The sequence below is a fragment of the Pseudomonas sp. SB113 genome (assembly GCF_040754745.1).
In the GTDB taxonomy this organism is placed as follows: domain Bacteria; phylum Pseudomonadota; class Gammaproteobacteria; order Pseudomonadales; family Pseudomonadaceae; genus Aquipseudomonas; species Aquipseudomonas grimontii.
Genome location: NZ_JBFMHW010000038.1, coordinates 30,189 through 50,710, shown reverse-complemented (window position 1 = coordinate 50,710; position 20,522 = coordinate 30,189). Strand labels below are relative to the sequence as shown.

Below are 20,522 nucleotides of genomic sequence, written 5' to 3'. Positions count from 1 at the left end.
CTTCTGAATCGGCAGCGCGCCTGACGCAGCCTCGCTGGCGCTCGGCAGCTGCTACGGGGTGGAGGATTATTGAGTACGCGGCTGCTCCGTCAACACCACCGACGCCGGCACTTCTTCTTCCGGCTCATCCACCTGGGAGTTACGCTTTGGCAGCAAAACCTGCTGTGGATAAGTTTGCGCGAAGTGCACCTCGTCACAGTTATCCACAAGTTTTTTCAAACGCTGGTTAAACGCACGGCTGACCGCATATTGCCCGCCGGACACCGTACGGAACTGCGCCGTGAGCACCACGCCATTGAGGTCCATCTTGTCGACGCCAAACACCTCCAGCGGCCCTTGCAGGTTGTACTTGAGGAACACATCGTCGCGAATCGACTGCCCGGCCTCACGGATCAGCTCCACGGCCTTGTCCACATCGGTGTCGTAGGTGAACTGCACCGAGAAGAACGCATAGGCAAATTGCCGCGACTGGTTGGTGACCGCCTTGATTTGCCCGAACGGCACCGAATGCACAAAGCCCTTGCCGTCGCGCAGGCGCAGGGTGCGGATGGTCAGGCCTTCGACGGTGCCGGCGTGGCCGGAGTCGAGCACCACCCAGTCACCGATGGACAGCGTGTCTTCGATGATGATGAACAAGCCGGTGATCACATCCTGCACCAATTGCTGGGAACCGAAACCAATCGCCAGGCCGACCACACCGGCACCCGCCAGCAGCGGCGCGACGTTGATGCCCAGGTTGGCCATGGTGGTGATTGCGCAGATCACCACCAGGATGATTTTGATCGCATTGCGCAGCAGCGGCAGGATGGTTTTCACCCGCGTGCTGGGCTGGCGGCTCGAGCGTTTGCTCACTGGCGGTTTCAGCGCTTCCTGGATCGCCGTGTCGAGTACGACCCAGAACAACCAGGTCATCAGCAGGATCAGGCCGATGCTGCTGAGGGAGTCGCTGATCGCGCGGCCCACCGAGTTGCGCTGGGCAAATTCGAACAGCGACACGCCCCAGATCCGCCCGAGGATTTCGATAAAGGCGATGGCCATGATGATGCGCAAGATCGCGTGCAACAGGCTGAGGAAGCGCTCCTTGTAGGCACTGCTGCGCTGAATCGCCACTTGGCTGCGGGACTTGAACAGGTGTTGCAGCACCGTGCTCAGGAATACCGTGCCGATCAACAGAATCGTGGTGAACAGCGCGCAGCGCAGGGCTTTCTGGTTGTCGTCGCCGGCGCCGATCAGGTTGATCGCCGAGACCAGCACCATCAACAGAATCGGCCAATACCACAGCCCGGAAAACACCCGCAGCGATTGCTGTAGCGCCGGATGTTTAAGGCGCTGGGCCAGTGGTCGATTGCGGATCAGGTGAGCCACCGGCCGCCGCAGGCGCACCACCAGCACACCGAAGATCACCGCCGCAAACAAACCGGTAAACACCGCGATACTGCTGGTGATATTACCGCCGAGCTGACGCGCGATTTGCGGACTGGTGAGGGCGTCGCTGAGGGCCGCGAGGAAGCCGATCAGGAACAGCGGTTTGGGGCAGTAGTCGCGAATGATCTGCACCGCCGGCCGCTTGTGGCCGACATTGAACATGACGATGACGCACAGCAGCATGGAGGTGGAAAAGATGCCGCTGCTGGTGGCGTAGGCAAAACACAGCGCCAGCGCACGGCCTATCGAGGTGGGTAAAAAGTGGCTGATGTAGAGCGTCAACGGCAGGCAGATGAGCGCCGGGATCGTGTAGGGCACCACATAGCCGAGCACGCCTTGCAGACGCCCGCGCGTTTGGACGAACGGGCGGCGGCTCAGGCGCCGCACGATAAACCGCCCCAGCAGCGTCAACCCCACGAAGGCGCCGACCCACACCCCGGACAGCAACAGGAAGTCGCCGGCCACGCTCCACGGCGAGCGCTGCGATGTCTGGTCAACCAACCGGCCGACCTCATCCGCCGCACGGTCCGCGCGCAGGCGCCAGGCATCAACGAGGTTCTGATTAAGGTCGAGCTTGCTCTGCACATCATCGATGCTGGAACTGATGGCACCGAGCAGACCGCCCTCCACCAGCAACTCCGGCTTGGCCGGCGCTTCGGCTTCCGGCGCGGTGGCCGCCGCGTGCAGCGCGCCGCTGCCGCACAACAGCAGCGCGCCGAGCAGTAATGCAGTCTTTAGATTCAGCAAAACACCGGGCTCCTTCAGAGGGGGTCTGTAAGGAACTGACGGGTTTTCATCCTGATCGTTCCCACACTCCGCGTGGAATGTGGGAGCGGGCTTGGTTTATACCGCCTGTAGGACGGTGGAAACTTTCGGCCAAAAATCGCAGTCAGCCATAAACGGGGGTCAGGCCCCCACTTTTTCACAGGAGCAATCATGGCTGCGATCCCCGACTGGGTGCCCATCACCCCCAGCGTCGCCATCACTCGCTTCACGGTGCTGACGGTCAATATCCACAAGGGCTTCACCGCCTTGAACCGACGCTTCATCCTGCCCGAGCTGCGCGAAGCGGTGCGCAGTGTGGGCGCTGATATGGTGTTCCTGCAGGAAATCCACGGCACCCACGAGCGCCATCCCCAGCGCTACAGCGACTGGCCGAACATGCCGCAGTACGAGTTCCTCGCCGACAGCATCTGGCCGCAGTTCGCCTACGGGCGCAATGCGGTCTACCCCCATGGCGACCACGGCAATGCGTTGCTGTCGAAATTCCAGATTGTGAGTTACGACAACCTCGACATCTCCCAAAGCGGCCATGAAAACCGCGGTCTGTTGCACTGTGTGCTGCGCCTGCCGGGCACCGGCCAGGAGGTGCATGCGATCTGCATCCACCTGGGCTTGCGCGAGGTGCATCGCCAGCAGCAATTGCGCTTGTTGGAGCAGCGTATCCGCGAGATCCCGGCCGATGCGCCGCTGGTGGTGGCCGGCGATTTCAATGACTGGCGCCAGCGCGCCGACCTCAGCCAAAGCGGCCTGCAGGAAGTCTTCGTGGACACCCACGGCAAACCCGCACGCACCTTCCCGGCCCGCCTGCCGCTGCTGCCGCTGGACCGCATTTATGTGCGCAACTTGAAGATTCATAACCCGCGGGTGCTGACCGCCCGCCCCTGGTCCCATCTGTCAGACCATGTGCCGCTGTGCGTGGAGATCGAACTATGAACATTGCGGTCGAGCACATTGCCACCGATCAACCGCCGGATGAAGCCAAGGCCCGCGACCTCGATTACGGTTGGCAGCCGGACAATCAGCTCGAGTTGCTGGAGAACGGCGAGGCGTACTTTCCCAAAGTGTTCGAGGCCTTGCGGGGGGCGCAGCGGGAGATCCTGCTGGAGACCTTTATCCTCTTCGAAGACAAGGTCGGCCATGAGCTGCAACGCATCTTGATCGAGGCGGCGCAGCGTGGGGTCAAGGTGGTGGTCAGCCTGGATGGTTTTGGCTGCGGCGAACTGAGCCCCGCTTTTCTCGGCGAATTGGCAGCGGCCGGGGTAGCCGTGCAGATATTTGACCCGGCGTCCAAGACCCTGGGTATCCGGACCAACTGGTTTCGCCGCCTGCACCGCAAGATCGTGGTGGTGGATGCCACCGTGGCGTTTATCGGCGGGATCAACTTTTCTGCCGATCACCTGGGGGACTTTGGCCCCGAAGCCAAGCAGGATTACGCGGTGCAGGTGATTGGCCCGGCGGTGGCCGACCTGCATCATTTCGCCCTCGCACAAAGCGGCCGCCAGGTGCGCACGCGACGTGGGTGGCGGCGCCGCCAGCAACGGCCTTCGGCATGGTCGACCGATAAAGGCGACGGCTTGGTACGCCTGATTTACCGCGACAATCTGCAACACCGCGACGATATTGAAGAGGCGTATATCCATGCCTTGAGCAAAGCCCAAAAACGCGCGGTGATTGCCAATGCCTACTTCTTCCCTGGCTACCGCCTGCTGCGCGAGATCCGCAACGCGGCGCGCCGTGGCGTGAAGGTGCAATTGATCATGCAGGGCCAGCCCGACGTCCTGTTGGCCAAGCTGGCCGCGCGCATGCTCTACGACTACCTGCTCAAGGATGGCGTGGTGATTCATGAGTATTGCCAGCGCCCGTTGCACGGCAAGGTCGCGCTGGTGGATGACGAGTGGAGCACGGTGGGTTCGAGCAACCTCGACCCGCTGAGCCTGTCGCTGAATCTGGAAGCCAACGTACTGATTCGTGACCGCGCGTTCAATCAGCAGCTGTATGAACGTCTGGAAATACTCGCCAAGGAGCATTGCCAGACCATGCCGGAAAACCGCAAGCCACGCCTGTGGCTATGGCGATTGACCGTCGGATTTCTGGTGTTCCATGTGATGCGCCACTTCCCCGCGCTGACGGGCTGGTTGCCAGCGCACAAGCCACGCTTGAAACCCTTCGAGAGTCAGGCCCATGACGTCTGAAAACAACGGATCACGCTTCAAGCGCTGGAAAAAACCACTGACCATCGCCTTCTTCCTCGCGCTGATCGTGCTGTTCACCCTGCTGGCTCGGCGCATTGATTGGAGCGAAGTGGTTCAAACCCTGGGCGACTTCAAGCTGCGCACCTTGTTTATCGCCAGCACCCTGACCTTGTGCAGCTTTCTCGTCTACGCCAGCTTCGATCTGATCGGTCGCACCTACATCCGCCAGCCGCTGGGCTGGAAGCAGATCCTGCCAGTCGGGATCATCAGCTATGCGTTCAATCTCAATCTCAGCGCCTGGGTAGGTGGGATCGCCATGCGTTACCGACTGTATTCGCGGCTGGGGGTGAGCACCGGCAATATCGCCAAGATCCTCGGCCTGAGCCTGGCCACCAACTGGTTTGGCTATATGGCCTTGGCCGGGGTGGTGTTCAGCAGCGGGTTGGTGACGATGCCACCGGGTTGGAAGCTAAGCAGCGGCGCACTGCAAGGGGTCGGCGTGTTGCTGATACTGGCCAGCCTCGGTTACCTGGCGGCGTGCCAGTTTTCGAAAAAGCGCGCCTGGTCGATTCGCGGGATCGAGATCAACCTGCCGTCCCTGCGCATGGCGTGCTTGCAGCTGGCGTTGGGCGCGTTGAACTGGTCGCTGATGGCAGCGGTGATTTTCACGCTGCTGCCCGCCAAGTTGGACTATCCGCTGGTACTCGGCGTATTGCTGATCAGCGCGATTGCCGGGGTAGTCACCCATATCCCGGCCGGACTGGGCGTACTCGAGGCGGTGTTTATTGCGCTGCTGCAGCACGAGGCATCACGGGGCAGCTTGCTGGCGGGACTGATTGCCTACCGGGCGATCTACTTTATTTGCCCGCTGTTGATCGCGCTGGTGATGTACCTGGGTGTCGAAGCCAAGGCCAAGGCGTTGCGGGTGAAGAAGACACCCGCTTGATCGCGTTATTGGGACTGGATGATGCTTAACCACTCACCCACCACCATCTCGGTGATCCAGTCCACCAGGATCGAGGTGTAGGCCTGCTGGGACACCGGGTCGCTAAGGGAATGGTCGGCACCGTCGATGATGCGGTGCGTCAGTGAATGGGTCTGCTGGCACGCCGCGCGGTAACTCATGATGGTCGCGTGGGGCACATGGTCATCCGTCTCCGACTCGACGATCAGCACATCACCGGTAAATTGTGCGCAGGCATGCAGGGCGCGGTTGGTTTCGGCATGCACCAGCGTGCTGCGGTAATCCATCAAGTCACCCTTATCCAGGTCACGCTTGGGCTTGAGCCATTCCTGGTCGCGGTACAGCGCCGGCACACGCAGCGCCAGCCAGCGCACCGGGCGCAATGAAGTGAGAATCGCCGCCAGGTAACCGCCATAGCTGGTGCCCACCACCGCCACCGCCGAGGTGTCGATGGCCGGGTGCGCGAGCAGACGGTCGTAGGCCGCCAGCAGATCGCGCAGGTTGTCTTCACGGGTGACGCGGGACAACGGGATACCCGTGCCCGCGTGACCACGCAGATCGAAAGTCAGGCACACGCACCCCAGGCCGGCGATACCTTTGGCTCGCTCCAGGTCACGCTCCTGACTACCGCCCCAGCCGTGCACAAACAACACACCCGGTACTTTGGATTTGGGGCTCAGGAACGTGCCGCTCATCTGTTCGTCGTCGATATCGATCGCAATGCTTTCGCTTCTAGCCGTCATAAGATTTAACCGTCACGTACTTGAGAAGAAAGTCGCTGTTTTCGGCCGGGCCCCGGTACACCTCGATGGCATCCGCCGGCAGCGCCTGGTCCACGTAGGTTTCCACCGACGACACATGAATGGCCTTGAGGCCTGGGTGGTTGATAAAACTTTGCAGCGCCGCGACTTCCGCGCTGCTGGCGCCGCCCATGCGCCAGGACTGTTCGAGTACGCCACTGCGGCGCTGGCCTTCACTGTCCAGGCCCTGGGCGATGTCGTAGTTGCGCCGGGAAGCGTAGAAACCAGGGTAAGCCTCATCGGCGGCCGCGTCGAAGACCTGGGCCTGTTCGATGGCTTGGCGCACACCGTCGGGCAGGTCGAGCGTGAGCAAGTCCTCGTAGCCACCCGGCACCACCAGCAGGTTGGAGCCGCCATAAACCTCTTCACCCTGCCCGTCCTTCGTCAGGTATTGCTCGCCGCAGTAACTGAACACGTGATCACCGATAAAACTCTGGCCCACACTATGGGTGACCACATCGTGCAGGTCTTGTTCCAGCACCACGCCCTCGCTGAACATCTGCGCCGCTTCGGGGCGCACCAGCACGGCCTCGAATGCATCAAGGCTGTGGATAACTTCCTGGCCGCGTCCGGCGCAGGCGTGCACGGGTTTCAGCCGAATCGGCCCGCTGTAAAGCAGGCGTTCGGCGGCAGGTCGTGCATCCTCCAAGGCAAATACGCTAAGACCCGCCAGAACCACATCGCGTACACGCTCGCAGAATAACGGCGACCAGCCTTCGGGGGCTTTCGCTTCGGGGCTTAGCAGCCCATGGCTGATGGCCTTGGTGCAGATGAAGTCGTGATCGACGTAACCGCCCCACAGGTCTTCCGGGCCTTTGACCTGAAGCGCGCGGGCCTGGGCTGGCCCCACCAGGGTTTGTGTGGGTAGCAGGTAGAGTTCACGACCGGTGTGTTTTTGTGGGTCGTAACTGCCGCCGAATTTGAGCCCCAGGATCTGCGCCAGCCAGCGGGCCAAGGCGCGGTTGGTTTCGACTTCATGCTGGGGCGCGCCCTCTCGCGTGGAGTGAGCGACGATCCATTTTTTGCGTTGAATCGGGGTCATGCGTCCCCCTTGGCCATCCCGCCATGTGTGTGCGGGAAAGGCTGCAGGTATCACGCCAAGGTTGTGTCCAAGAGAATGCTTTTAAAATCAAGTCGTTGCTGAAAAGGCGATGGCAGTTGGCCTGCCTGATTCTGCACGACGTCGCCTTGAACGCACGGCGTTCTGCACGATTCACACGCCAAAACGGCTGCGGTAGTCACTGGGGGCCAACCCGGTGATTTTTTTGAAAATGGCGCGAAAAGCGCTGGGGTCCTGATAGCCCACGGTCCAGGCAATATGGTCGATGGTGCCGTTGGTGAACTCCAGCATCTGCCGCGCCTTGCCCACGCGCAGGTGCTGGCAGTATTCGGTGGGTTTCAAGCCGGTAGCATTGCGAAAGCGTCGCAGGAAGGTGCGCTCCTCGAGCCCCGCCTCTTGCGCCATGCTGGCGACGGACACGTCCACCGCGCCGCTGGCTTGCAACCCATGCTGGACCTTGAGGATGGCCGCGTCGCCATGGCTGAGGATCGGCGCGAAGTTACTGCCGCATTGACTGGCGCTGTCGCTGTGTTCGATCACCAGGAAACGCGCGGTGTCAGCGGCGATGCTCGGCCCCATCAGGCGGTCGACCAGGCGCAGGCCCAACTCGGACCAGGCCATCAGCCCGGCGGTCGTGATCAGGTCGCCGTCATCTACGATGGGTTTATCCGCCTCCAGCCGCACGGCCGGGTAACGCGCGGCAAAGGACTTGGCGGAAGACCAATGGGTGGTGGCGCTGCGACCATCCAGCAACCCACTGCGCGCCAGCATGATCGAGCCGATGCACACGCCGCCGAGTACGGTGCCCGCCGCGTGTTGCTGGCGAATCCACTCCAGTAACGGGGGGGGCGCCTGTTCTTCGGTGAATTCGCCAATCGACGGAGGCACCAGCACGGCCATCATCGGTTGGTCAGGGCCGGGGTCGCTGGCGAATCCCCTTGTCGGCTTGCCACTGGCGTCCACCTGCCAATGGCTGACCCGCAACACCGGCAGCTGCGCAGACTGATGCTCGGCGGCGATCCGGTTGGCGACCCCGAACAGGTCGGTCAAGCCGTGCACCGCTGCCAACTGCGCCCCCTGGTAGATCAACACGCCCAGCTCAACAACCGCCATTGTCAGTTTTCCCCCTGTTATTGTCGGTGCAGCCAATCCCGCGCCCCGGCGCCAGCTAACATACTGGCCCCATCAACCCATCACGAGGCAATACCCATGGCCAAGCAAGCGCTCATCCTAATCGATATCCAGAACGACTACTTCCCTCAAGGCAAGTGGCCGCTCGATGGCGTGGAAGCTGCGGCGGACAAGGCTGCGCAGGTGCTCCAGGCCTTTCGCCAGAACGGGGATGCGGTGATTCATGTGCGCCATGAATTCACTTCCGAGGATGCACCGTTTTTCACCCCGAACTCTGAGGGAGCCTATTTGCACCCCAAGGTGCTGAACGAGGGCAGCGAGCCGGTGGTGCTTAAACATTTCGTGAATTCGTTCCGCGAAACCCATCTACGCGCCCTGCTGGAACAGCGCAGCATCACCGAACTGGTGGTGGGCGGCAGCATGAGCCATATGTGCGTCGATGCTGTGGTGCGGGCGGCAGCGGACCTGGGCTACAAGGTCACGGTGATTCATGACGCGTGCGCCACCCGCGATCTGGAATTCAACGGGCAGGTGATTCCAGCGGCGCAGGTGCATGGCGCGTATATGGCGTCGTTGGCGTTTGGTTACGCGGGCGTAGTGTCGGCGGATGAGTATTTGAAGGCGCAAGCAGCAGCGGCGTAAGCGCTGCTTGCTTGCGTGCCATTAGCGGGTCGCGATGATAAACAGGCGCGGGAATGGCAGTAATACGGTGCCATCGCCTAGAGCTGGGTAAGCTTGGGCAATCCGCGTCTGGTATTCCTGTAGGAAGTCGGTCTTTTCGCTATCGGTCAGCGGCGCTAGAAAGGGTCGCAAACCCGACCCCTTAAACCACTCGACCACGGCCGCATGGTCCGCCAATGGGTGCTGGTAAGTGGTGCGCCATACATCGACGGTGCTGCAGTGTTTGCTCAGCAGTTCGTAGTAGTAACTCGCCGTGTGGCGTTCATTGTGTTTGACCGCACCAAGCTTTACAGACCACGTGCCCTCGGCCGCGACTTCACGCGCAAGCCGGTGTGCGGGCTCATCGAGGTTGTCCGGGGTTTGCACTGCCAGTGTGCCGCCGGGCGTCAGCTGGTTGACCAGATGAGGGTAAAGCGTGGCGTGATTGGGCAGCCATTGCAGCGAAGCGTTGGCGAGGATCACGTCGAATTTTTGCGCGGGACTCCAGGCGCCGATATCGGCCAGTTCAAAGCTCAACTCCGGCAGGCGTTTGCGCGCGTCGATCAACATATCGTCGGAGCTGTCCATGCCGATGACGTGTGCCTGAGGGAAACGCTCGGCCAGCACTTCAGTGGAATTGCCAGGGCCACAACCCAGGTCGACGGCGGTGTTCACCTCATTATTTGGAATGGCTGCAACCAGGTCACGGACCGGACGGGTGCGCTGTTGCTCGAACATCGTGTACTGCTTGGCTGACCAGGTCATCGCGGCTCTCCTTGTTCTTTTGAAGTGGGTTACAGCCTAAATCGTGTGCCCCATGAGGACAAATGCCAGGACCGGCGATCTTCGATCCCGTCACTTAATCCGTTGCAGAAAACTCATGTACGGTTCCCCATTCATGATGGAGTCTTCGCGCATCTGGCCGTCAGGCCTGGGCTCAAGAATGATAGGGGGTGAATAATTTGTGCCTGGGTGCAGTTTCATTCATCACGAAATTGCAAAAAAGCCCCGAGAGCAAGGCTCACGGGGCTTTTCAGGGAAGCTGTACGGATTGCTCCGAGCGGTATCCTAGAACGGAATATCGTCATCAAAGCTGTCGAAATCCGGAGCCGGCTGCGGAGCGGCCTGTTGCGGTGCTGGACGCGACTCACGCTGTGGCTGCTGGCTTGGCTGTGGACGCGACTGCTGCGGGCGCGGAGCCGAGTTGGACATGCCACCCTGGCCTTGTTGGTCGCCCTGTGGACGGCCGCCCAGCAGTTGCATGGTGCCTTGCATGTCGACCACGATTTCAGTGGTGTAACGCTTGATGCCGTCTTTTTCCCACTCGCGGGTTTGCAGCTTGCCTTCGATGTAGACCTGCGAACCTTTGCGCAGGTACTCACCAGCGATCTCTGCCACCTTGCCGAACATCGACACACGGTGCCATTCGGTTTTCTCGACCTTCTGGCCGGTCTGCTTGTCGGTCCACTGTTCGCTGGTCGCCAGACTCAGGTTGGTCACGGCGTTACCGTTAGGCAAGTAGCGAACTTCGGGATCCTGGCCGCATGTACCGACCAATATGACTTTGTTAACCCCACGGGCCATAACGTTCTCCTATGCTGGGCGCGCTGTCGGCACTGGGTTGACCAGTTGCTCGAGCGTCGCGCGATCCAATAATTCGGTGTCCAATTTGATGTAAATGGCCGCCTCTTCAGCGACCACGACGGCATCTGTTACCCCTACGACGGCCTTCAGGCGCTCTACCAGACCGTTTTCACGGATCGCCTCAGGCGATAGCGGCAAACGCAGGCTTGTGACGTAGGGAGGTTCGCGCATGGTAACAGCAAAGGCCAACCAAAGTGCAGCCAGCCCGGCGCATCCGAGGAACACAACCGACAAACCGCCATGCTGGAACATCCAGCCGCCCATGATGCCGCCCAACGCCGAGCCAAGGAACTGGCTGGTGGAATACACCCCCATCGCCGTGCCCTTGCCACCCGCCGGTGAAACTTTACTGATCAGCGAAGGCAATGAAGCCTCCAGCAGGTTGAACGCGGTGAAGAACACCACCGTGCCGATAACCAGCGCCCGTAGGCTGTCGCCGAACTGCCAGAAGAATAGTTCAGTGAGCATCAATGTCGCGACGGCGCCGAGTAAAACTCGTTTCATTTTGCGTTTCTTCTCGCCATAGATGATGAACGGGATCATGGCAAAGAAAGAGATCAGCAAGGCTGTCAGGTAGACCCACCAGTGCTGTTCCTTGGGCAGCCCGGCTTTCTGCACCAGGGCCAGGGGCAAGGCGACGAAGCTGCACATCAGCATTGCGTGTAATACGAAGATACCTAAGTCCAGGCGCAACAGGTCCGGGTGCTTGAGCGTCGGCAATAGCGCCTTGCGTGCGACGCCCGACTCACGGTGCTGCAACGTGCCGGTTGAGCGCGGCACCATGAAGGCCACGATCACGATCCCGAACAACGCCATGCCGCCGGTGGCAAGGAACAAGCCGTGCAAGCCAAAGGCGCGCGTCAGCAACGGGCCGACAACCATGGCCACGGCGAACGACAGGCCGATGGTCATGCCGATCATGGCCATGGCCTTGGTGCGGTGTTGCTCGCGGGTGAGGTCGGACAGCAGCGCCATGACGGCAGCGGAAATCGCCCCGGCACCCTGCAGGATGCGCCCGGCGATCACGCCCCAGATCGAATCGGATTGCGCCGCGAGCACGCTGCCGAGGGCGAAGACGATCAGCCCGAGGTAAATCACAGGACGCCGGCCAATGCGGTCGGAAATGATTCCGAACGGGATTTGAAAAATCGCCTGGGTCAGGCCATAGGCGCCAATCGCCAGGCCGATCAGTGCGGGGGTCGCGCCTGCCAGATCCATTCCATAGGTCGCCAGTACCGGCAACACCATGAACATGCCAAGCATACGGAACGCGAACACCAGGGCCAGACCGCTTGCTGCTCGGGTCTCGCCACTACTCATGCGTTCGCTGTGGGGATCGTGCATGGAAAAACCTCGTGTGAACCGGCGGCGATTCTACCAGTCCCATCGATTGAGAGGGTATATGCGGCGCTTTGCCGCGCAGCTTTCATGTAAGGCTGCACCCGGCACTTTGACAGTGTATATTCATCCAGTCTTTAGCCGTATACTCCTGCATTATTTACGCCCGCCGTGCGAGGCCATCTTGGACAAGATCCTGATTCGTGGGGCTAGAACCCACAACCTGAAGAATATCGACCTGACCCTGCCCCGGGACAAACTGATCGTCATCACCGGCTTGTCCGGCTCCGGCAAATCGTCCCTGGCGTTCGACACGCTGTATGCCGAAGGTCAGCGGCGCTATGTGGAATCGCTGTCGGCCTATGCCCGTCAGTTCCTGTCGATGATGGAAAAGCCAGACGTCGACACCATTGAAGGCTTGTCGCCGGCGATTTCCATCGAACAAAAGTCGACCTCCCATAACCCGCGCTCTACCGTGGGCACCATCACCGAAATATACGACTACCTGCGCCTGCTGTACGCGCGGGTGGGTATCCCCCGTTGCCCGGACCACGACATTCCGCTGGAAGCCCAGACCGTCAGCCAGATGGTCGACCTGGTGCTGGCCCAACCGGAAGGCGCCAAGCTGATGCTGCTGGCGCCGGTGATTCGCGAGCGCAAGGGCGAACATCTCTCTGTATTCGAAGAGCTGCGTGCACAGGGCTTTGTGCGCGCGCGCATCAACGGCAAGCTGTATGAGCTGGACGAAGCGCCGAAACTCGACAAGCAGAAGAAGCACTCGATTGATGTAGTGGTCGATCGCTTCAAGGTGCGGGCCGACCTGCAGCAGCGTCTGGCGGAATCGTTCGAGACCGCGTTGAAGCTGGCAGACGGTATCGCCCTGGTGGCGCCGATGGACGACGAGCCGGGCGAAGAGATCATCTTCTCCGCGCGCTTTGCCTGCCCGATCTGTGGCCATGCCATCAGCGAGCTGGAACCCAAGCTGTTCTCCTTCAACAACCCGGCCGGTGCCTGCCCGACCTGCGACGGCCTGGGCGTGAAGCAATTCTTCGACATCAAGCGCCTGGTTAACGGGGAGCTGACATTGGCGGAGGGCGCGATACGCGGCTGGGACAGGCGTAACGTCTACTACTTCCAGATGCTCGGGTCGTTGGCGTCCCACTACAAGTTCAGCCTTGAAGTGCCATTCAACCAACTGCCGGCAGAACAGCAGAAAGTCATCCTCAATGGCAGCGGTTCGCAGAACGTCGACTTCAAGTACCTGAACGACCGTGGCGACATCGTCAAGCGCTCCCACCCGTTCGAAGGCATCGTGCCGAACCTGGAGCGGCGCTACCGTGAGACTGAATCGGCGAGCGTGCGCGAAGAGCTGGCGAAATTCCTCAGCACCCAACCGTGCCCGGATTGCCGGGGCACTCGCCTGCGTCGTGAAGCACGGCATGTGTGGGTCGGCGAGAAAACCTTGCCCGCGGTAACCAACCTACCAATTGGCGATGCCTGTGAATACTTCGGCGTACTGAAGCTGACCGGGCGCCGTGGGGAAATTGCCGACAAGATCCTCAAGGAAATTCGCGAGCGCTTGCAGTTCCTGGTTAACGTGGGCTTGGATTATCTATCCCTGGACCGCAGCGCCGACACCTTGTCGGGCGGTGAAGCGCAGCGCATTCGCCTGGCCAGCCAGATCGGTGCGGGCCTGGTGGGGGTGTTGTACATCCTCGATGAGCCTTCGATTGGCTTGCACCAGCGCGATAACGATCGCCTGCTGGGCACGTTGAAACACCTGCGGGACATCGGCAACACGGTGATTGTGGTCGAGCACGATGAAGACGCGATTCGCCTGGCGGACTACGTGGTCGACATTGGTCCAGGCGCCGGCGTGCATGGTGGGCATATTGTCGCCGAAGGCACGCCTGCCGAGGTAATGGCACATCCCGACTCGTTGACCGGCAAGTACCTGTCCGGCCGCGTGAAGATCGCAGTGCCAGCCAAGCGCACACCGCGCAACAAGAAGATGGCATTGCACCTCAAGGGCGCGCGCGGCAACAATTTGCGCAATGTAGACCTGGAAATTCCCCTGGGCCTGCTGACCTGCGTGACTGGTGTTTCCGGCTCTGGCAAGTCGACGCTGATCAACAACACGCTGTTCCCCTTGAGTGCCACCGCCTTGAACGGCGCGACCACCCTGGAAGCTGCAGCGCACGACAGCATCAAGGGCTTGGAACACCTGGACAAGGTGGTCGATATCGACCAGAGCCCGATTGGCCGCACACCGCGCTCCAACCCCGCGACCTATACCGGGTTGTTCACGCCGATTCGCGAGCTGTTCGCCGGCGTGCCGGAATCCCGTTCTCGGGGCTACGGGCCTGGCCGGTTCTCATTCAACGTCAAGGGTGGGCGCTGTGAAGCATGCCAGGGCGATGGCCTGATCAAGGTGGAGATGCACTTCCTGCCGGACATCTACGTGCCGTGCGATGTGTGCAAGAGCAAGCGTTATAACCGCGAAACCCTGGAGATCAAGTACAAGGGCAAGAGCATCCACGAAACCCTTGAAATGACCATCGAGGAAGCCCGGGTGTTCTTCGATGCGGTTCCGGCGTTGGCGCGCAAGCTGCAAACGCTGATGGATGTGGGCCTGTCGTATATCAAGCTGGGGCAGTCGGCGACGACGTTGTCCGGGGGTGAGGCGCAGCGGGTGAAGCTGTCTCGCGAGCTGTCCAAGCGTGATACTGGCAAGACCCTGTACATCCTCGATGAGCCGACCACGGGCCTGCACTTCGCGGATATTCAACAGTTGCTGGACGTGCTGCACCGCTTGCGAGACCACGGCAACACCGTGGTGGTGATCGAGCACAACCTCGATGTGATCAAGACCGCCGATTGGCTGGTCGATCTAGGGCCGGAAGGCGGATCCAAGGGCGGCCAGATCATTGCAGTAGGTACACCGGAGCAGGTCTCCGAGATGCCGCAATCGCATACTGGTTACTACTTGAAACCACTGCTGGCGCGCGACCGGGCCTGATTTATCAGGCCCAATAAAAAGCCCCTTTCACTACTGAGGTGACAGGGGCTTTTTTGTAGCCGGAAATCAGAACTGCGATTGCAGGTAATTCTCCAGCCCCACCAATTTGATCAGGCCCAACTGCTTTTCCAGCCAGTAGGTGTGATCTTCTTCGGTATCGTTCAACTGCACGCGCAGGATTTCCCGCGTGACGAAGTCGCTGTGCTGCTCGCAGAGTTCGATTCCCTTGCAGAGCGCGGCACGCACCTTGTACTCAAGACGAAGATCGGCTGCAAGCATGTCAGGTACGCTGGTGCCCACGTCCAGATCGTCGGGACGCATACGTGGCGTGCCTTCGAGCATCAGGATACGGCGCATCAGCGCATCGGCGTGCTGTGCCTCTTCTTCCATTTCGTGGTTAATACGCTCGTAGAGTTCGGTAAAACCCCAGTCTTCGTACATGCGCGAGTGGATGAAATATTGGTCACGAGCTGCCAGTTCGCCCGTCAGCAACGTGTTGAGGTAATCGATTACGTCGGGGTGACCTTGCATCGCCCTACATCTCCCTGCTTGAAAGTCTGTAGTTTGAACCATGATGACTCGGAGGTCACGGGACTAACGGCAGAAAAGTGAAGATTTCCGGAGAAAAGTAGCTGAAATAACGCAAAAACCGCCCAAATGAGGGCGGTTCTGCTTATCGTTTAGAGTCAGTTAAGCGATACACCGAGTGCCTTTGCGATTGTTTCTCCATAAGCAGGATCTGCCTTGTAGAAGTGCTGCAATTGACGCTGGACCACATCACTGGAAACTCCGCCCATTGCCCCCGCGATATTGCTGGTGAGCAATGCCTTCTGCTCATCGCTCATCAAGCGGAACAGCGCACCGGCGTGGCTGTAGTAGTCGGTGTCTTCACGGTGATCGTAACGATCAGCTGCACCGCTCAAAGCTAACGCTGGCTCGGCGTACTGAGGCGCTTGCTTTGGTGCTTCGGCGTAGCTGTTCGGTTCGTAGTTCGGAGTCGCTCCACCATTACTGCCAAATGCCATCGAACCATCACGCTGGTAGCTGTTCACCGGGCTGCGCGGAGCATTCACCGGCAGCTGCTGGTGGTTGGTACCCACGCGGTAGCGGTGGGCATCTGCGTAAGCGAATACGCGACCTTGGAGCATACGGTCTGGCGACAAGCCAACGCCTGGAACCATGTTGCTTGGGCCGAACGCTGCCTGCTCCACTTCAGCGAAGTAGTTCTGCGGGTTACGGTTAAGCTCCAACTCGCCGACTTCAATTAACGGGAACTCTTTCTGCGACCAGGTTTTGGTCACATCAAACGGATTCTCGTAATGAGCATTCGCCTGGGCCTCGGTCATGATCTGGATGCAAACCCGCCATTTCGGGAAGTCACCACGCTCGATCGCACCAAACAGATCACGCTGGGCATAGTCAGGATCGGTACCGGCCAAGCGCGCAGCCTCAGCCGGCGCCAGGTTCTTGATGCCTTGCTTGGTCTTGTAGTGCCACTTCACCCAGTGCCGCTCGCCATTGGCGTTAATCAAGCTGTAGGTGTGACTGCCAAAGCCGTGCATATGACGGTAGCCATCGGGAATACCACGGTCCGAAAACAGGATGGTGACCTGGTGCAGCGCCTCTGGAGAGTGCGACCAGAAGTCCCACATCATTTGCGCGCTTTTCAGGTTGCTTTGCGGCAAGCGCTTTTGAGTGTGGATGAAATCCGGGAATTTCAACGGATCGCGTATGAAGAACACCGGTGTGTTGTTACCCACGATGTCCCAATTGCCTTCTTCGGTGTAGAACTTCAAGGCAAAACCACGGGGATCGCGCTCAGTGTCTGCAGAACCACGCTCACCGCCCACAGTGGAAAAGCGCAGGAACGTTGGAGTTTGCTTACCGACGGACTCGAACAACTTGGCGCTGGTGTACTGGGTGATGTCCCGAGTAACCGTGAAGGTACCGTAGGCACCCGACCCTTTGGCGTGCACGCGACGCTCAGGGATGTTTTCACGGTTGAAATGGGCAAGCTTCTCGATCAGGTGAAAATCGTCAAGAAGCAGCGGGCCGCGCGGGCCGGCTGAACGGGAATTCTGGTTGTCCGCAACGGGAGCGCCGCTGGCGGTGGTAAGGATTTTATTCTGGCTCATGCTCAATTTCCCTCAGGTCGGACTTGGAACTGCCGGCTAATCGGCTTGGGGGGAGTATTGACCATCAACATGACACCTACAAATTCATTAAATCGTAAGTCCCAATAGAAAATAACTACCAACACCCTTGTGCACATAGTGCCGAGCGTTGCCGGTGGACGCTTGTACAAATCGCGCTTTTGTTACGCGCACAAAAAACCGGGCACTAGGCCCGGTTCTTCGTTACAGCTTGTCGTCTTACTCGGCGCTTACAGCTTCGCCGGCAGTAGCACGATCAACCAACTCGACGTACGCCATAGGCGCGTTGTCGCCAGCGCGGAAACCGCACTTGAGGATGCGCAGGTAGCCACCCTCACGGGTAGCGTAACGCTTGCCCAGGTCGTTGAAGAGCTTACCAACGATAGCTTTCGAACGAGTACGGTCGAAAGCCAGACGGCGGTTAGCCAGGCTGTCTGTCTTAGCCAAAGTGATCAGCGGCTCAGCAACGCGACGCAGTTCTTTAGCTTTCGGCAGTGTAGTTTTGATCAGCTCGTGCTCGAACAGCGACACCGCCATGTTTTGAAACATGGCCTTGCGGTGCGAGCTGGTACGGCTCAGGTGACGACCACTTTTACGATGACGCATGGTTCATTCCTTACCAAACTCACGTTCGGTGATTACGACGATCAGGCAGTCGCCTTGTCGTCCTTCTTAAGACTTGCAGGCGGCCAGTTGTCGAGGCGCATGCCGAGGGACAGACCGCGGGAGGCCAGAACGTCCTTGATTTCAGTCAAGGATTTCTTGCCCAGGTTCGGAGTCTTCAACAGTTCTACTTCGGTACGCTGAATCAGGTCACCGATGTAGTAAATGTTTTCCGCCTTAAGGCAGTTAGCCGAACGTACAGTCAGTTCCAGATCGTCAACCGGGCGAAGCAGGATCGGATCGATCTCGTCTTCTTGCTCGATTACCACTGGTTCGCTGTCACCCTTGAGGTCGACGAACGCAGCCAACTGCTGTTGCAGAATGGTTGCAGCACGGCGGATAGCCTCTTCAGGATCCAGAGTACCGTTGGTTTCCAGATCAATAACCAGCTTGTCCAGGTTAGTACGCTGCTCGACACGGGCGTTTTCCACCACGTATGCGATACGGCGAACCGGGCTGAACGAAGAGTCAAGCTGCAAGCGACCAATGCTGCGGCTTTCGTCTTCATCGCTCTGACGCGAGTCGGCCGGTTCATAACCACGACCACGAGCTACGGTGAGCTTCATGTTCAGGGCGCCGTTAGACGCCAGGTTAGCGATTACGTGATCGGGGTTAACGATCTCGACATCATGATCCAGCTGAATATCGGCAGCGGTAACCACCCCCGAACCCTTCTTCGACAAGGTCAGCGTAACTTCGTCACGGCCGTGCAGCTTGATAGCCAGACCTTTAAGGTTCAACAGGATTTCAATTACGTCTTCCTGTACACCTTCGATGGCGCTGTACTCGTGGAGCACACCGTCAATCTCGGCCTCGACTACTGCACAGCCGGGCATTGAGGACAACAGGATGCGGCGCAGCGCGTTGCCCAGGGTGTGGCCAAAACCACGCTCGAGAGGCTCGAGAGTGATCTTGGCGCGGGTTGGACTGACAACCTGCACATCAATGTGGCGGGGTGTCAGGAACTCATTTACCGAAATCTGCATGGATGCACCTATTTTCTAGCCCTTACTTGGAGTAGAGCTCGACAATCAGGCTTTCGTTGATGTCGGCGGACAGATCACTGCGAGCAGGAACGTTCTTGAAAACGCCCGACTTCTTCTCAGTGTCTACTTCTACCCATTCTACGCGGCCACGTTGGGCACACAGATCGAGAGCTTGGACAATGCGAAGTTGGTTTTTTGCTTTCTCGCGAACTGCGACCACGTCACCAGCACGAACCTGATAAGACGGAACGTTTACGGTCTGACCGTTAACGCTGATCGACTTGTGCGATACCAGCTGACGGGATTCGGCACGAGTCGAACCAAAGCCCATACGGTATACAACGTTGTCCAGACGGCATTCGAGCAGTTGCAGCAGGTTTTCACCGGTTGCACCTTTCTTGCCAGCAGCTTCTTTGTAGTAGCCGCTGAACTGACGCTCGAGAACGCCGTAGATACGACGGACCTTCTGCTTTTCACGCAGTTGGGTGCCGTAATCGGACTGGCGACCGCGGCGTTGGCCGTGGATACCAGGTGCTGCTTCAATGTTGCACTTCGATTCGATCGCGCGCACGCCGCTCTTCAGGAAGAGATCGGTGCCTTCGCGACGAGCGAGTTTGCATTTTGGACCAATGTAACGAGCCATTCTTTACAATCTCCTGGATTACACGCGGCGCTTCTTCGGCGGACGGCACCCGTTGTGCGGGATTGGCGTCACGTCGGTGATGCTGGCGATCTTATAGCCACAGCCGTTCAAAGCACGGACAGCAGACTCACGACCTGGACCTGGACCTTTGACGTTAACGTCGAGGTTTTTCAGGCCATATTCCAGCGCAGCTTGACCAGCACGTTCAGCAGCTACTTGAGCAGCAAACGGAGTGGACTTGCGGGAACCGCGGAAACCCGAACCACCGGAGGTAGCCCAAGAAAGCGCGTTACCTTGACGGTCGGTGATGGTCACGATGGTGTTGTTAAAAGATGCATGGATGTGGGCGATGCCATCAACCACTGTCTTTTTAACTTTTTTACGAGGACGAGCAGCAGGTTTTGCCATGATAATTTTCCTGTCGATTCGCTGGGGCGATTACTTGCGGATCGGCTTACGCGGACCTTTACGGGTACGCGCGTTAGTCTTGGTACGCTGACCGCGTACTGGAAGACCACGACGATGACGCAGACCGCGATAGCAACCGAGGTCCATCAAACGCTTGATTTTCATGTTGATTTCGCGACGCAGGTCACCTTCAGTGGTGAACTTCGCCACTTCGCCACGCAGCAATTCAATCTGCTCGTCGCTCAGATCCTTGATCTTAGCGGCTGGGTTTACCCCAGCAACTGCGCAAATTTTCTGCGCAGTAGTGCGACCAACACCATAGATGTAGGTCAGCGAGATAACAGTGTGCTTGTTATCTGGAATGTTAACGCCTGCAATACGGGCCATTCAGTGGGACTCCAATTGACAGCTACCTACGCCCCGGAAGCCAAGAAATAGGGCGCGAGATAATATCGCTGTAATAACAAATAATCAACCCGGCAGCGCACTAGCTGCCGGGCTTCAAGCGGATCACACTCAGCCTTGGCGCTGTTTGTGACGCGGTTCCGCGCTGCAAATTACTCGAACAACACCTTCGCGGCGAATAATCTTGCAGTTACGGCACAGCTTTTTCACCGATGCACGAACTTTCATCACCAACTCCTCGAACCTTA

20 protein-coding genes are annotated in these 20,522 nt (G+C 59.2%); 5 read left to right on the top strand and 15 right to left on the bottom strand.

The features are described 5' to 3' along the window. Positions 1-66: 66 nt before the first annotated feature. The gene (locus tag AB1462_RS29790) at positions 67-2,172 is read right to left on the bottom strand and encodes a mechanosensitive ion channel family protein (RefSeq protein WP_367248731.1); all 2,106 of its coding nucleotides are present in this window, start codon (positions 2,170-2,172) and stop codon (positions 67-69) included. Between the two features lie 189 nt (positions 2,173-2,361). On the opposite strand from AB1462_RS29790, the gene AB1462_RS29785 reads away from it, so the two are divergent. Genes AB1462_RS29785 through AB1462_RS29775 form a run of 3 tightly spaced genes read left to right on the top strand, consistent with a single transcriptional unit; the run spans position 2,362 to position 5,346 of the window. Beyond that, entirely contained in the window at positions 2,362-3,141 is a 780-nt protein-coding gene (locus AB1462_RS29785; RefSeq protein WP_259194685.1) for an endonuclease/exonuclease/phosphatase family protein, read from the top strand. Next, a complete protein-coding gene (gene clsB, locus AB1462_RS29780; RefSeq protein ID WP_259194686.1) occupies positions 3,138-4,400 on the top strand; it encodes a cardiolipin synthase ClsB in 1,263 nt (420 codons plus the stop codon). Before AB1462_RS29785 ends, clsB begins: the two co-directional genes overlap by 4 nt. Beyond that, the gene (locus AB1462_RS29775) at positions 4,390-5,346 is read left to right on the top strand and encodes a lysylphosphatidylglycerol synthase domain-containing protein (RefSeq protein WP_090401851.1); all 957 of its coding nucleotides are present in this window, start codon (positions 4,390-4,392) and stop codon (positions 5,344-5,346) included. Before clsB ends, AB1462_RS29775 begins: the two co-directional genes overlap by 11 nt. Before the next feature lie 5 nt (positions 5,347-5,351). Here AB1462_RS29775 and AB1462_RS29770 read toward each other — a convergent pair whose 3' ends face one another. From AB1462_RS29770 to AB1462_RS29760, 3 genes are all read right to left on the bottom strand, one after another. Next, positions 5,352-6,107: an alpha/beta hydrolase family protein gene (locus AB1462_RS29770; protein WP_367248730.1), complete on the bottom strand. Its 756-nt coding sequence runs from the start codon at positions 6,105-6,107 to the stop codon at positions 5,352-5,354. Next, positions 6,097-7,206: a DUF3182 family protein gene (locus AB1462_RS29765; RefSeq protein ID WP_259194687.1), complete on the bottom strand. Its 1,110-nt coding sequence runs from the start codon at positions 7,204-7,206 to the stop codon at positions 6,097-6,099. Before AB1462_RS29765 ends, AB1462_RS29770 begins: the two co-directional genes overlap by 11 nt. Positions 7,207-7,377: 171 nt before the next feature. Beyond that, positions 7,378-8,337, bottom strand: coding sequence for a GlxA family transcriptional regulator (locus AB1462_RS29760; protein ID WP_367248729.1), 960 nt, complete (start codon positions 8,335-8,337; stop codon positions 7,378-7,380). A gap of 96 nt (positions 8,338-8,433) precedes the next feature. On the opposite strand from AB1462_RS29760, the gene AB1462_RS29755 reads away from it, so the two are divergent. Continuing rightward, positions 8,434-8,997, top strand: a complete 564-nt coding sequence (locus AB1462_RS29755; RefSeq protein WP_367248728.1) for a cysteine hydrolase family protein — start codon at positions 8,434-8,436, stop codon at positions 8,995-8,997. Positions 8,998-9,018: 21 nt separating this feature from the next. Here AB1462_RS29755 and tam read toward each other — a convergent pair whose 3' ends face one another. The 3 genes from tam to AB1462_RS29740 all read right to left on the bottom strand — a co-directional run bounded on the left by tam (position 9,019) and on the right by AB1462_RS29740 (position 12,003). After that, positions 9,019-9,780 carry a trans-aconitate 2-methyltransferase gene (gene tam, locus AB1462_RS29750; RefSeq protein ID WP_367248727.1) on the bottom strand — a complete coding sequence of 254 codons (762 nt, stop codon included), beginning with the start codon at positions 9,778-9,780 and terminating at the stop codon, positions 9,019-9,021. 303 nt (positions 9,781-10,083) lie between these two features. Beyond that, entirely contained in the window at positions 10,084-10,599 is a 516-nt protein-coding gene (locus AB1462_RS29745) for a single-stranded DNA-binding protein (protein WP_003232445.1), read from the bottom strand. A 9-nt stretch (positions 10,600-10,608) separates the two neighbouring features. Further along, positions 10,609-12,003 carry an MFS transporter gene (locus tag AB1462_RS29740; protein ID WP_090401845.1) on the bottom strand — a complete coding sequence of 465 codons (1,395 nt, stop codon included), beginning with the start codon at positions 12,001-12,003 and terminating at the stop codon, positions 10,609-10,611. Between the two features lie 178 nt (positions 12,004-12,181). On the opposite strand from AB1462_RS29740, the gene uvrA reads away from it, so the two are divergent. Next, complete coding sequence (gene uvrA, locus AB1462_RS29735; RefSeq protein ID WP_090401844.1) at positions 12,182-15,016, top strand: excinuclease ABC subunit UvrA; 2,835 nt, start codon at positions 12,182-12,184, stop codon at positions 15,014-15,016. Between the two features lie 66 nt (positions 15,017-15,082). Here the strand turns inward: uvrA and bfr are convergent, their stop codons facing one another. The 8 genes from bfr to rpmJ form a co-directional block, all read right to left on the bottom strand. Further along, entirely contained in the window at positions 15,083-15,547 is a 465-nt protein-coding gene (gene bfr / locus AB1462_RS29730; RefSeq protein WP_032884537.1) for a bacterioferritin, read from the bottom strand. Positions 15,548-15,702: 155 nt separating this feature from the next. Further along, positions 15,703-17,151 carry a catalase gene (locus AB1462_RS29725; protein WP_090401843.1) on the bottom strand — a complete coding sequence of 483 codons (1,449 nt, stop codon included), beginning with the start codon at positions 17,149-17,151 and terminating at the stop codon, positions 15,703-15,705. 237 nt (positions 17,152-17,388) lie between these two features. Beyond that, positions 17,389-17,775: a 50S ribosomal protein L17 gene (rplQ, locus tag AB1462_RS29720; RefSeq protein WP_003176402.1), complete on the bottom strand. Its 387-nt coding sequence runs from the start codon at positions 17,773-17,775 to the stop codon at positions 17,389-17,391. 41 nt (positions 17,776-17,816) lie between these two features. After that, positions 17,817-18,818 (bottom strand): DNA-directed RNA polymerase subunit alpha, encoded by a 1,002-nt coding sequence (gene rpoA / locus AB1462_RS29715; protein WP_003176403.1) that lies wholly within the window; start codon positions 18,816-18,818, stop codon positions 17,817-17,819. Between the two features lie 22 nt (positions 18,819-18,840). Next, positions 18,841-19,461, bottom strand: coding sequence for a 30S ribosomal protein S4 (gene rpsD / locus AB1462_RS29710; protein WP_003176404.1), 621 nt, complete (start codon positions 19,459-19,461; stop codon positions 18,841-18,843). A gap of 18 nt (positions 19,462-19,479) precedes the next feature. Next, positions 19,480-19,869 carry a 30S ribosomal protein S11 gene (gene rpsK, locus AB1462_RS29705; protein WP_002555466.1) on the bottom strand — a complete coding sequence of 130 codons (390 nt, stop codon included), beginning with the start codon at positions 19,867-19,869 and terminating at the stop codon, positions 19,480-19,482. Positions 19,870-19,899: 30 nt separating this feature from the next. Then, positions 19,900-20,256, bottom strand: a complete 357-nt coding sequence (gene rpsM, locus AB1462_RS29700; protein ID WP_024077676.1) for a 30S ribosomal protein S13 — start codon at positions 20,254-20,256, stop codon at positions 19,900-19,902. 129 nt (positions 20,257-20,385) lie between these two features. Further along, entirely contained in the window at positions 20,386-20,502 is a 117-nt protein-coding gene (gene rpmJ, locus AB1462_RS29695; protein ID WP_002555468.1) for a 50S ribosomal protein L36, read from the bottom strand. Between the last annotated feature and the right edge of the window lie 20 nt (positions 20,503-20,522).

Bases quoted from the DNA above. Each gene is read 5' to 3' on its own strand.
- AB1462_RS29785 (WP_259194685.1), top strand. From the start codon at position 2,362: ATGGCTGCGATCCCCGACTGGGTGCCCATCACCCCCAGCGTCGCCATC.
- clsB (WP_259194686.1), top strand. From the start codon at position 3,138: ATGAACATTGCGGTCGAGCACATTGCCACCGATCAACCGCCGGATGAA.
- AB1462_RS29775 (WP_090401851.1), top strand. From the start codon at position 4,390: ATGACGTCTGAAAACAACGGATCACGCTTCAAGCGCTGGAAAAAACCA.
- AB1462_RS29770 (WP_367248730.1), bottom strand. From the start codon at position 6,107: ATGACGGCTAGAAGCGAAAGCATTGCGATCGATATCGACGACGAACAG.
- AB1462_RS29765 (WP_259194687.1), bottom strand. From the start codon at position 7,206: ATGACCCCGATTCAACGCAAAAAATGGATCGTCGCTCACTCCACGCGA.
- AB1462_RS29760 (WP_367248729.1), bottom strand. From the start codon at position 8,337: ATGGCGGTTGTTGAGCTGGGCGTGTTGATCTACCAGGGGGCGCAGTTG.
- AB1462_RS29755 (WP_367248728.1), top strand. From the start codon at position 8,434: ATGGCCAAGCAAGCGCTCATCCTAATCGATATCCAGAACGACTACTTC.
- tam (WP_367248727.1), bottom strand. From the start codon at position 9,780: ATGACCTGGTCAGCCAAGCAGTACACGATGTTCGAGCAACAGCGCACC.
- AB1462_RS29745 (WP_003232445.1), bottom strand. From the start codon at position 10,599: ATGGCCCGTGGGGTTAACAAAGTCATATTGGTCGGTACATGCGGCCAG.
- AB1462_RS29740 (WP_090401845.1), bottom strand. From the start codon at position 12,003: ATGCACGATCCCCACAGCGAACGCATGAGTAGTGGCGAGACCCGAGCA.
- bfr (WP_032884537.1), bottom strand. From the start codon at position 15,547: ATGCAAGGTCACCCCGACGTAATCGATTACCTCAACACGTTGCTGACG.
- AB1462_RS29725 (WP_090401843.1), bottom strand. From the start codon at position 17,151: ATGAGCCAGAATAAAATCCTTACCACCGCCAGCGGCGCTCCCGTTGCG.
- rplQ (WP_003176402.1), bottom strand. From the start codon at position 17,775: ATGCGTCATCGTAAAAGTGGTCGTCACCTGAGCCGTACCAGCTCGCAC.
- rpoA (WP_003176403.1), bottom strand. From the start codon at position 18,818: ATGCAGATTTCGGTAAATGAGTTCCTGACACCCCGCCACATTGATGTG.
- rpsD (WP_003176404.1), bottom strand. From the start codon at position 19,461: ATGGCTCGTTACATTGGTCCAAAATGCAAACTCGCTCGTCGCGAAGGC.
- rpsK (WP_002555466.1), bottom strand. From the start codon at position 19,869: ATGGCAAAACCTGCTGCTCGTCCTCGTAAAAAAGTTAAAAAGACAGTG.
- rpsM (WP_024077676.1), bottom strand. From the start codon at position 20,256: ATGGCCCGTATTGCAGGCGTTAACATTCCAGATAACAAGCACACTGTT.
- rpmJ (WP_002555468.1), bottom strand. From the start codon at position 20,502: ATGAAAGTTCGTGCATCGGTGAAAAAGCTGTGCCGTAACTGCAAGATT.